Raw genomic sequence first — 11,261 nt, 5'->3', positions numbered from 1 at the left:
AGTGTTTTTTTCTTTCGTCTATTTTGATGAGAGTCTTTTGTGACATAGTTTTTAGTCTCATGAATATTATTGCCTTTAAAAATCACACAATTAAGAATATTTTATGAAAATGTGTTTTTTTGTATTTGTAACAGCCGGTGCAAAACAGTCTCATAGGAAACATTTGCTAATATGCAGGTGATAGATTGATTGAAGAAAGGGCATATTGTTACATTTTAACATACCAATTGATAATGATAATTTGTTCTTTTTCATATTGAAGGCGTGCACTGAAGAATCTAAGATTTTTTCATTTCAAACTTGTTTATGATTCATTAATCAAAATCATTCATTTTGCGTCATAAGTATGCGGGTAGCATGCAAAAAACGATCGAAGAAAAGAATAAATTTGCTTCTTATGAATTGTTTCATGTAAGGGTTCTTACAATATTTTTGCTAGAAAATAGAATGACAGTATCTTACTACCACCACAATTCTATTAAGCTGTATAGAATGAAAACAATCTCTGTTGGAAAAACGAGTGAATAAACCGTTGTGTGCTTGGTTTTTCATCGGATAGTATATTGTGTTTTTATTTATTACAAAATGAGTGATTTCTATATCAGCATAGCTTAGCAATTTTCATTTATTTTAAAATCAAAGTGCTAAAAATTTCACTTTTATAAGTAAAGAGATCATCTTTTTATGGAAATTTGCAATGAAGGCACTATGTGAAACTCATTATGGATATTATAAATGGAGTAAAGATCTATGAATTTGAAATGTTTTATTACGGCTTTTGCTACTTTTTTTTCAATTTCTGTGGCGCAGGGAGCAAGTTTTTTGAGTAATCAAAAATTAGGGCAAGGAACATCTTTCGTTTTTTCTCCTGAGAGTTTTTTTTCTAAGAAAAAACTTAGCGATAATTTATTTGAAGATTTTCAAGCAAGCTCTTCTTGTCTTGATGAGATTCAAAGAGAAGCAGCTGTTGAATTGCTCCCTGTCTCATACTCAAATAAAAGAAAAGGTCATCGTTCTAAATATCCAAGATCACGGCCAAGTCTATTTAAGAGAGGCCCCATGAGCTTTTAGTGAGCAAGGAAGCAATGAAAAGAGGGGGGATTGTTACAAAGCTGAGAGGGAGAATATGGGACGAGCTTAAAAGTAAACTTAGAGTAGTTTTTATGGTTGTAAGGTCGTTTTTATACGTTTTTGGAGGAGTGTTGCATTATAATCAAAAATTAAGAGTTTTTATAAAAGTGGCGTTTCAGACTTCAAAGATAAAGCACAGCATTCAAGACGAGAAAGATATTCTGGCGTTGGCATATTATTTACAGATCAAATGACTAAAGGGAGAGTAGCTTTTTGTTTTTTCTATGAGTGTATCATTTTTGCTACAGATATCCAAAGTTGGAGCTCTATATGAGACCAAGTGTTCAAATATTCAGCTATGGAGAGAAATTATGAATATGAAATGGTTAATAACAGCTTCTGCTTTCGCTTTTGTTTCAGTTTCAGCAGCGCATGCAGCAGATGTTATTGTTCCCCCTAGTCCTACACCTGTTGCACCGGTTATTGTGGCTCCAACTTTTTCTTGGACAGGTCTTTACATTGGTGGTCAAATTGGCGGTTTTTCAAGTAAAACAAAGATGGATATCCTCAGTAATGGAAAAAATATTCCGGTGTATAATGACGACTTGCCTAAACTATCAGGTTTCATAGGTGGTCTTTATGCAGGTTCTAATATTGATCTTGGCAATGGTCTTATTTTGGGTGTTGATACAGATATCATTTGGGCGGATAAAAATGATACGAAGACATTGCCATCATACGAAATTGCTCAAAATCACGTGGCTTATGTGAGTAAGATGCTAAAAAATGCTGGTATTAGTATTGGCGAAGATCAAATCAAGCTTGGTGATAAGCGGACGCATAGTTTTACTTTTAAAGAGAAGTGGGCTGGCGCTACACGGGTACGAATTGGTTTTGCTGCTGAACGCATCATGCCTTATGTTGCTGGTGGTATTGCTTATACACAGCTTCAAGATATCGCATCGATATCAATAACACAAAAAGATACGGGTAAAGTCATAGCTTCTGGTAACCTGTCTGATGAAACAAAGACATTTGTTGGCTACACCCTTGGTGCTGGTGTTGATTTTGCAATGACCAATCATGTGATTGTCCGTGCAGAATATCGTTACTCGGATTTTGGTAAAAAGAAATTCTCAAACGATAAGTATGAAACTTCTTATAAAACCAATGATTTCCGTGTTGGTGTAGCTTACAAATTCTAATTTTGTAAAAACGAAGTTATTATTACAAAAGAGATTACTAAAAAGCCCCGTAAAAAACGGGGCTTTTACTGTTTTTCTGTTGTTATATTGTTCCATAATTGAACGTAATTTTAATATTGATATCAATAGATTATGTATAAACCGTACTATAAGCTCCCATGTAAAATGGAATAATTAACAAGCTCTATCTTTAACAATTTTTTCTTTTTATCATTATATTATTTTTACCTACAAATTTTATTTATATAAGTGTTTAGCATTGCCCTATAAATAAATTAGGAGCAAAATTTATAAATATAAAATTTTTAATAACAACTTCTATTATCACGTTGATTTCAGTTTCTGCAGTACAGGCTTCTGATATTGCTGTTCCTTATGAAGGTGCACCATTTATTACAGCTCCTAGCTTTTCTTGGACAGGTTTTTACATTGGTGGGCAAGGTGGAAAATTTTGAAGTAAGGTTGAAAAAACGGACGCAGGTACAAAAAACCAACTTTTCAACCAAAAGAGTATACAGCTAAGCTTTCCGGTTCTATAGGGGGTATTTATGCGGGTTCCAATATAGGTCTTGGAAATAGTTTGATTTTAGGTATTGAAACTAACGCAGTTTGGGCTAACCGTAAAAACTCAAGTTCGAATTCTATCTTTGTCCTCATGAAGGTAATAAGGTTGACAGAGATTGTGATTGCGATAAGGAATTGAGTGTAAATACTGATGGTAGTAAGAAGTCTATCAAAATTTCTACACCAAGAGGCGGTAGTTTCACCCCTAGTGTGGATTTTTCTTTAAGAGAAAAATGGTCTGGTGCTACTCGGGCAGGTATTGGCTTTGTAGCTGCTGACCGCTTCATGCCTTATGTTGCTGGAGGTGTTGCTTATGCGCAAGTGCAAAGTACTTCTGGGAATGCTGCAAGATCGGTTGCATACACTGAGAAAAACATGACAATGACTGATAATGTTATTATGCGTGCGGAATATCGTTACTCAGATTTTGGTAAAAAGCAATTCGAGAATAATCTAAGTAAATTTAACTATAAAACCAATAATTTTCCTGTTGGTGCAGCTTATAAATTCTAACCTATTGATAAGCTAAATCGCCAAGGAATTCCATTTCTCTTGAGATTTTAGTTGTTTTACTGTGGTTATATTGTCACATTTCACATATTATTACATATGTAGAATGGTTTTGCGCAATGATTTTAGAAAAAAGAAATTCATAAACGACAGATGATAATTTATTTATAATCAATAGATTAAATTATATATAACTGACAATGTTTGATATAAAACAGAGGTGTTAAGAGGCCTCGTCTCTAAACAGGAGCTCTATTTTGTCTGACTGTGTTATTTTTACTACAGATTTTCTTTGTGTAAGTGTTTAGCATTGTCCTATAAATAAATTATGGAGCAAAATTTATGAATATAAAATCTTTAATAACAACTTCTGTTGTCGCGTTGATTTCAGCTTCTGGGGTACAGGCTGCTGATGTTGTCATTCCTCATGAAACTGCACCTGTCATCAGTGCCCCTAGCTTTTCTTGGACAGGTTTTTATATTGGTGGTCAGATTGGTGGTTTTTCAAGTAAAATTGACCTAAAAGATAAAGATAAAGATACTTCAACTTTTAAAGACTTATCACCTAAACTTTCAGGTTTGGTTGGCGGCATTTATGCAGGATCTAACTTTGATCTTAGCAACGGTATTATCTTGGGTGTTGAAACAGATATGATCTGGTCTGGCAAAAAAGATGTACGAGTAGTCACTAAAACTTCAGTTGCAGATGCTGTAGGTGATGGCACTTCAGAAGGTGTTGCTTTTAAACAGAAATGGGCTGGTGCTACACGCGTACGTATTGGTTTTGCTGCTGCTGACCGCATTATGCCTTATGTTGCTGGGGGGGCTGCCTATACACAGCTAGAGGCCGCTCATGGATTAGTAAAAATAAAGGATAAAGCTTTTTCTACAGTCTCATCTAGTGAAACAGCAACAATGGTTGGTTTCACAATTGGTGGCGGTCTTGATTTTGCGGTGACTGATAATGTTCTGTTGCGCGCAGAATACCGTTATTCAGGCTATGGCAAAAAGAAATTTTTTACAGAAAAAAAAGAATATAATTTCAGCAGCAATGATTTCCGTGTTGGTGTAGCTTACAAATTCTAATTTTGTAAAAACGAAATTATTATTACAAAAGAGATTATTAAAAAGCCCCGTTTTTTACGGGGCTTTTACCGTTTTTCTGTTGTTATATTGTCAGGTAACTGAGTATTATTTTAATATTTCAAGATGTTTTTAAACATTCATTTTGGTAAAAAATATAAATAGTAAAGAGTAATTTAACATCAATTGCTTATATATTAAATTTAATTTATTAGCTCTCATACCAAATGGAGTTCTGAACAAGCACTATCTTTAACAATTCTATCTTTTTATCACTGTGTCATTTTTACTACAGATTTTCTTTATGCAAGTATTTAGTATTGCCCTATAAATAAATTAGGAGCAAAATATGAATATAAAATCTTAATAACCAATTCTGTTATCACCTCAATGTTAGTTTCTGTGACACAGGCTGCTGATGTGATCGTTCCTCATGAAGTTGCACCAGCTATTGCTGCCCCTAGTTTTTCTTGGACAGGTTTTTATATTGGTGCTCAGCTTGGTGGTTTTTCAAGTAAAGTTAAGGTAACGGATTCGGAGACAAAAGAGAGGATTTTCAAAAAAAATGGGGCACCTCAGCCTTCAGGTTTTGTAGGGGGCATTTATATTGGTTCCAATATAAATCTTAATCATGCTCTTATTCTAGGGATTGAAACCGATGTTGTTTGGGTTAATCGAGGAGATAAAAAAAGCTCTGTTTCAAAGATTCTTGATGCTACTGGCGCTTTAGAACTTAATAAAAGTCTTATAGATGCCGGCGTTAAACTCGAGGAAACGGACAAATTTGTAGCGGGTGACATGGGAAGATATGGTGCTACTTTAAAAGAAAAATGGTCCGGAACTACGCGAGTGCGTATTGGTTTTGCAGTTACTGATCGCATTATGCCTTATATTGCGGGTGGTGTTGTCTATACACAGATACAGGGGACCGATTGGGTTTCAGGAATAAAAAAATCGATAAATAATAATCTAGATAAAACAAAAATGTTTGTTGGTTTCACCCTTGGTGCTGGTATTGACTGTGCTATGACTGATAATGTCCTATTGCGCGCAGAATACCGTTACTCCGATTATGGTAAAAAGAAATTCGATAGAGATGGAAACGAAGTTAGTTATAAAACCAATGATTTGCGTGTTGGTGTAGCTTACAAATTCTAGTTATTTTAAAGATAAAAATATCTGGATCAAAATTAAACTGTTAAAAGGCTTCGTTTTTGACGAAGCCTTTATTTTTTTGTGAATGTGATATTTTTGCTACAGATTTTCTAAAAGAGATACTCTATATATAACCCATTTTGGATATTTGGAGATATTTTATGAATACAAAATGTTTAATAACGGTATCTATTTTTGCTTTGATTTCAGCTTCAAAAGCTCAAGCAGCTGATGTGGTGGTTCCTCATCAGCCTATGGCATCATCTACTTCGTCAACCTTTGTAGCACCTAATTTTACATGGACAGGTTTTTATATAGGTGGTCAAGTTGGTGGTTTTTCAAGTAAGACTGATATGAGTATTGTCCATAAGCACAAAACTGTACCACTGAGTAAAGATTTGTCACCTAAGCTTTCAGGCTTTGAAGGTGGTTTGTATGCAGGCTCTAATATTGATCTTGGCGATAATTTTGTTTTGGGTATCGATACAGATTTTACTTGGGCTGGGCAAAAGCACACAAAGACCATTACTATAGGGTCATCTGATAATGCTGCATTAGAAAATTTAGTGGTAAGATCTCGTAGATCAGCACCAACATCAGCAGAAGCGGTATCAGGAACACCAGCAGCAGGAACAGCAGCAGGAACAGCAATATCAGGAGCATCAAGAGCATCAAGAGCACCAGGAGCATCAGGAGCATCAGGAGAATCAGGAGAAGCAGGAGCACCAGCAGCACCAGCAGGAGTAGCAAGATCAGCGGTATCAGGAGCATCAGGAGCAGGAGCATCAGGAGCAGCAGGAGCAGGAGCAGCAGGAGCAGCAAAACCAGCAGCAGCGGCAGCGGCAGCAAAAGCAACACCAGCAGCGGCAGCAAAAGCAGCAGCACCAGCACAAAGGTTAAGATCATCAAGTGATTCAGAACTGCAACTGGCAAGGTCAGCGTCATCTAGATCAGAAAAAAACGCGGCTAGTGATGCAAATGTGGCTGGAAATGGAAGTTCTAAACGTTACAGTGCTTATAATAGAGCTGGGTATGGCTCTGGTGCGCATTCACATAATTCTCATCCGCATGGCGTTTCTCATGGTGGTGCACCTCATGGAAGTGGGCATGGCTCTAGTGCGCATCCGCATGCTGTGGGTAGTGGTCCACATGGTTATCATGCCCATAGTGCTAATCCCCATGGTGCACAGAAGGTAGCTGGGCATGGCGCACAAGGTACACAAGAGGCGTCTGAGAATAGCTCCAATGTCTATGGCATAGAAGAAGTGAAAAAGATGGTTTCTGAACTTGGTCTTGCAGATGACGGTATTGTTGAGGCTTTAAGTCATACTTTAAAGCAAAATTGGGCGGGTGCCACACGGCTGCGTATTGGTTTTGCAGCTGATCGCTTTATGCCTTATGTTGCAGGTGGTATTGTTTATGCACAGCTTCGAGATACTGTATCAGTATCTGTTAAGAGAGAGGATGGGTCATCTGTTTTTTCTAAGGACATAACCGATGAAACAAAGACCATGGTTGGTTATACTCTTGGTGGTGGTATTGATTTTGCAATGACTGATAATGTTATTTTGCGTGCAGAATATCGTTATTCCGATTTTGGTAAAAAGAAGTTTGCAAAGGAAAAACTTGAAATTAAATACAAAACCAATGATTTCCGTGTTGGTGTAGCTTACAAATTCTAATTTGTTTTAAGAATAAATTTTACAAGGCTCCACTTTTAGTGGGGCCTTTATTTTTTGAAAAGATCATTTTTGGGTTTTCTTTCTTAATAGTTTCATGATAAAGCCGGTAACATATGATGTTATATCTTCTTGATCGCTGCTTAATACGAATGATAAGCTCGGCTTTCCCTATAGATTAAAAAACCAGAGTTGCAGAGTTCAGGGAAGTTATGCAAAAATGAAATCGTAAAAGTGGACAGGGATATTTCACAATGACTGTGAAAAATGAAACAATAGATTATTCAAAAACGCTTTATTTACCACAAACAAATTTTCCTATGCGTGCAGGGCTGCCGCAAAAAGAGCTTGAATTGATGGGGCGTTGGGAAGATATGGGGCTTTACACACAATTGCGCCAACAAGCAAAAGACCGTCCACTTTACATTCTCCATGATGGACCACCTTATGCAAATGGTCATATTCATATTGGCCATGCTTTGAACAAAGTGTTAAAGGATGTGATTGTTCGTTCATTTCAAATGCGTGGTTTTAATGCAAATTATGTTCCTGGTTGGGATTGTCATGGGCTCCCGATTGAATGGAAAATTGAAGAAAAATATCGTTCGCAAGGAAAAAATAAGGATGATGTGCCCCTTAATGAATTTCGGCAAGAATGCCGTGAATTTGCACAGCATTGGATAACTGTTCAAAGTGAAGAATTTAAACGTCTCGGCGTTATTGGAGATTTTAACACTCCCTATACCACAATGGCTTTTCGCGCAGAAGCACGCATTGCTGGCGAATTGATGAAGTTTGCTCTGTCAGATCAAATTTATCGTGGTTCAAAGCCTGTGATGTGGTCTGTTGTAGAGCGTACGGCTTTAGCAGAAGCAGAAATTGAATATCATGATCATGAATCGGAGGTTATTTGGGTTAAGTTTCCTGTTTTTGAGACAGATTCTAGTGATTTATATGGTGCTTATGTTGTAATTTGGACAACAACTCCGTGGACAATTCCAGGCAATCGTGCCGTGAGTTATTCTTCGCAGATTTCTTATGGTGTGTACGAAGTTGAAAGTGCAGAAAATGATTTTGGTCCTAAAGTGGGAGAAAAACTTCTCTTTGCTGATGCATTGGCCATGGGCTGTGCAGAAAAAGCAAAACTTATTTTAAAGCGTTTGCGTGCTGTTTCCGCTAACGAGCTAAAAACGTTTGTTCTTTCTCATCCATTGAAAGGTTTGGCTGGAGGTTATAACTATAAGATTGCGCTGCTTGATGGTTCACACGTTACAGAGAGTGCTGGTACAGGTTTTGTTCACACAGCACCAAGTCATGGGCGTGAAGACTTTGAAATTTGGAGTACTTATAAGCCTCTTTTAGAGCAGATGGGTATTGATCCATCTATACCATTTCCTGTTGATGATGCTGGTTTTTATACGAAGGATGTTCCTGGGTTTGGTCCAGATCGGGAGGGAGGACCGGCACGCATTATTGATGATAATGGAAAAATGGGTGATGCCAATAGAGAGGTTATTAATGCTTTAATAAAAGCAGATAGGCTATTTGCGCGTGGTCGTTTAAAGCATTCCTATCCCCACAGTTGGCGTTCAAAAAAACCGGTTATTTTCCGTAATACACCACAATGGTTTATTTCAATGGATAAAGATCTTGGAGATGGATCAACTTTACGCAGTCGTGCTTTGGAGGCTGTTTCGATGACGCGTTTTGTGCCTTCTTCTGGTCAAAATCGTTTAGCTTCTATGATAGCAGATCGTCCTGATTGGGTGCTTTCTCGTCAGCGGTCTTGGGGTGTTCCTATTTGTATTTTTGCTAATGAAGATGGTGTAGTCCTGAAAGATGAGGGCGTGAATGAGCGTATTTTAAAGGCTTTTGAAGCAGAAGGGGCGGATGCATGGTTTGCTGAGGGAGCGCGTGAACGTTTTTTAGGTGAGCGTGCGCATGAGCCTTGGATGCAGGTTTATGATATTCTTGATGTTTGGTTTGATTCTGGAGCAAGTCATAGCTTTGTGTTAGAAGATCGGGCTGATTTAAAATGGCCAGCAGATGTTTATTTTGAAGGCTCTGATCAACATCGTGGATGGTTCCAATCTTCTCTTTTGGAAAGCTGTGGTACGCGTGCTTGTTCTCCTTATAAGACAGTAATCACACACGGTTTTACTTTGGATGAGAATGGTAAGAAAATGTCTAAATCCTTAGGCAATACTGTTGTTCCACAGGAGATCATTAAAACATCTGGTGCTGATATTTTTCGTCTTTGGGTCATGACAACTGATTATTGGGAAGATCAGCGTTTAGGTAAAAAAATTCTTCAAACCAATGTGGATTCATATCGTAAACTGCGCAATGCAATTCGTTGGATGCTTGGAACTTTAGCGTATGATGAAGGAGAAGAAATATCTTATGATGCACTGCCAGATCTTGAAAAATTTATCTTACATCGGCTTTTTGAACTGGATCAGTTGGTTAATCGCGCCTACGACGCGTTTGATTTTAAAAAGATTATGCGTGCATTGTTAGATTTTTCAATCATGGAGTTATCGGCGTTTTATTTTGATATCCGTAAGGATTCTCTTTATTGCGATGCGCCTTCATCACAAAAACGTAAAGCTTCGTTACAGGTTGTGCGTGAGATTTTTGAACGAATGGTGACATGGCTTGCTCCAATGTTGCCTTTTACCATGGAAGAAGCTTGGTTAGAGCGTTACCCAGAAAGTCAGTCGGTACATTTAGAGCAATTTCGCTCTGTGCGTAAGGAGTGGCAAAATAAAGCTTTGTCTGAACGTTGGAAAAAAGTTCGGCAAGTTCGTAAAGTTGTGACAGGTGCTTTAGAACACGAACGCGCAGATAAGCGTATTGGATCATCTTTAGAAGCCGCACCTGTGGTTTTTATTTCTAATCCAGTTTTACTGGAGGCATTAGAAAATTTAGATATGGCGGAAATTTGTATCACCAGTACTCTAACAGTTAAACAGGAAGCACCACCTGCGGATGCTTTTACTCTGAATGATGTGGAAGGTGTCGGTGTATATTCAGGGAAGGCATTAGGGAAAAAATGTGCTAGGTCATGGCGTTATACACAAGATGTTGGGAGTGATCCGGCTTACCCTGATGTATCTGCTCGTGATGCGGCTGCTTTGCGTGAATTACAGATGCTTGGAAAGATTTAACTGTCACGTTAAAAGGGGAAATGAATCTTTATAAAGAGCATTGCTGTAGTTTAAATTATATTATTGATGCGTATAATCTTTTATGGTAACGAGTAAATTTGTTGTTTTTCCGTGGGGGTAAGTTTGTATGTGGAACAGATCTCCAATAAATACGCGAAGATCGAAGAGTCATATACTTAGAAAAATGGGGTAAGCAATGAAAAAACGTGAAGTGAAAATATTGCCAGCGAGCATTTTGGGTATATGCTTTGTATTAACAGGATGCGGTATGTCCGCTCCTACTTATGGTACAGATAAACCGGTTTCATTACAGTTCTTTGAAGATGTTGCTAACATTGCTTCGCTAACACCGACAAATGATAATAGTCAGCTTGTTATGAAACCTCACCCAAAACTTGTGATACCAAAGTCCGGTTCACGCTTAGTTTTGCCATTACCGCAGCAAGATACAGTAGCATCAAAGCAAAATGCTAGTCGTGGCAAAGTTCCTGTTTTGCCCAAAAAAGTATCATCAGCTAATGAGTATACCAATGATGCTGAGACAGAAAATATTTCACAGTTGAGAGCAAAGCAACGGCAGGAATATTTACGTCGCCAGAAAGCACGCATTGGAAGTGCGAAGTATCGCCGCTATCTTACTGAGCCACCTTTGAGTTACCGCCAACCGGCAAAGATTGCACCTGTTGGTAAAGTTGGTAAATGAGAAGCGATGGATGATAAGAGTATGAGGAAAAATGCTCTAAAAGCGCGTTTAGATAAAAAGAAGAGCTATTAACTTTTTTAAAGAGTTCTCATATTGTTAAAAGATTAGCTGTTAGAGGTAA

General features: G+C 37.7%; 7 protein-coding genes and 1 pseudogene. All 8 read left to right on the top strand.

The features are described from left to right. Positions 1 to 750: 750 nt before the first annotated feature. The 8 genes and pseudogenes from BN202_RS06950 to BN202_RS06910 all read left to right on the top strand — a co-directional run bounded on the left by BN202_RS06950 (position 751) and on the right by BN202_RS06910 (position 11,140). Positions 751 to 1,071: a hypothetical protein gene (locus BN202_RS06950; protein ID WP_019219905.1), complete on the top strand. Its 321-nt coding sequence runs from the start codon at positions 751 to 753 to the stop codon at positions 1,069 to 1,071. A gap of 371 nt (positions 1,072 to 1,442) precedes the next feature. Then, entirely contained in the window at positions 1,443 to 2,276 is an 834-nt protein-coding gene (locus tag BN202_RS06940) for an outer membrane protein (RefSeq protein WP_019219903.1), read from the top strand. Positions 2,277 to 2,566: 290 nt separating this feature from the next. Continuing rightward, positions 2,567 to 3,353 (top strand): annotated as a pseudogene (locus BN202_RS10560) (outer membrane beta-barrel protein). Between the two features lie 339 nt (positions 3,354 to 3,692). Then, positions 3,693 to 4,436 carry an outer membrane protein gene (locus BN202_RS06930; RefSeq protein ID WP_019219902.1) on the top strand — a complete coding sequence of 248 codons (744 nt, stop codon included), beginning with the start codon at positions 3,693 to 3,695 and terminating at the stop codon, positions 4,434 to 4,436. A 387-nt stretch (positions 4,437 to 4,823) separates the two neighbouring features. After that, positions 4,824 to 5,591, top strand: a complete 768-nt coding sequence (locus BN202_RS06925) for an outer membrane protein (RefSeq protein WP_019219901.1) — start codon at positions 4,824 to 4,826, stop codon at positions 5,589 to 5,591. Positions 5,592 to 5,749: 158 nt separating this feature from the next. Then, positions 5,750 to 7,270: an outer membrane protein gene (locus tag BN202_RS06920; RefSeq protein ID WP_019219900.1), complete on the top strand. Its 1,521-nt coding sequence runs from the start codon at positions 5,750 to 5,752 to the stop codon at positions 7,268 to 7,270. Between the two features lie 251 nt (positions 7,271 to 7,521). Beyond that, entirely contained in the window at positions 7,522 to 10,437 is a 2,916-nt protein-coding gene (gene ileS / locus BN202_RS06915; RefSeq protein ID WP_019219899.1) for an isoleucine--tRNA ligase, read from the top strand. 196 nt (positions 10,438 to 10,633) lie between these two features. Further along, the gene (locus BN202_RS06910) at positions 10,634 to 11,140 is read left to right on the top strand and encodes a hypothetical protein (protein WP_019219898.1); all 507 of its coding nucleotides are present in this window, start codon (positions 10,634 to 10,636) and stop codon (positions 11,138 to 11,140) included. The last annotated feature ends 121 nt before the right edge of the window (positions 11,141 to 11,261 follow it).

The organism is Bartonella florencae (assembly GCF_000312525.1).
Lineage (GTDB): Bacteria > Pseudomonadota > Alphaproteobacteria > Rhizobiales > Rhizobiaceae > Bartonella > Bartonella florencae.
Note: the sequence above shows the minus strand (reverse complement) of the source record. Positions and strands in the feature narration are given on the sequence as shown.

Bases quoted from the DNA above. Each gene is read 5' to 3' on its own strand.
- BN202_RS06930 (WP_019219902.1), top strand. From the start codon at position 3,693: ATGAATATAAAATCTTTAATAACAACTTCTGTTGTCGCGTTGATTTCA.
- BN202_RS06940 (WP_019219903.1), top strand. From the start codon at position 1,443: ATGAATATGAAATGGTTAATAACAGCTTCTGCTTTCGCTTTTGTTTCA.
- BN202_RS06910 (WP_019219898.1), top strand. From the start codon at position 10,634: ATGAAAAAACGTGAAGTGAAAATATTGCCAGCGAGCATTTTGGGTATA.
- BN202_RS06920 (WP_019219900.1), top strand. From the start codon at position 5,750: ATGAATACAAAATGTTTAATAACGGTATCTATTTTTGCTTTGATTTCA.
- BN202_RS06925 (WP_019219901.1), top strand. From the start codon at position 4,824: ATGTTAGTTTCTGTGACACAGGCTGCTGATGTGATCGTTCCTCATGAA.
- BN202_RS06950 (WP_019219905.1), top strand. From the start codon at position 751: ATGAATTTGAAATGTTTTATTACGGCTTTTGCTACTTTTTTTTCAATT.
- ileS (WP_019219899.1), top strand. From the start codon at position 7,522: ATGACTGTGAAAAATGAAACAATAGATTATTCAAAAACGCTTTATTTA.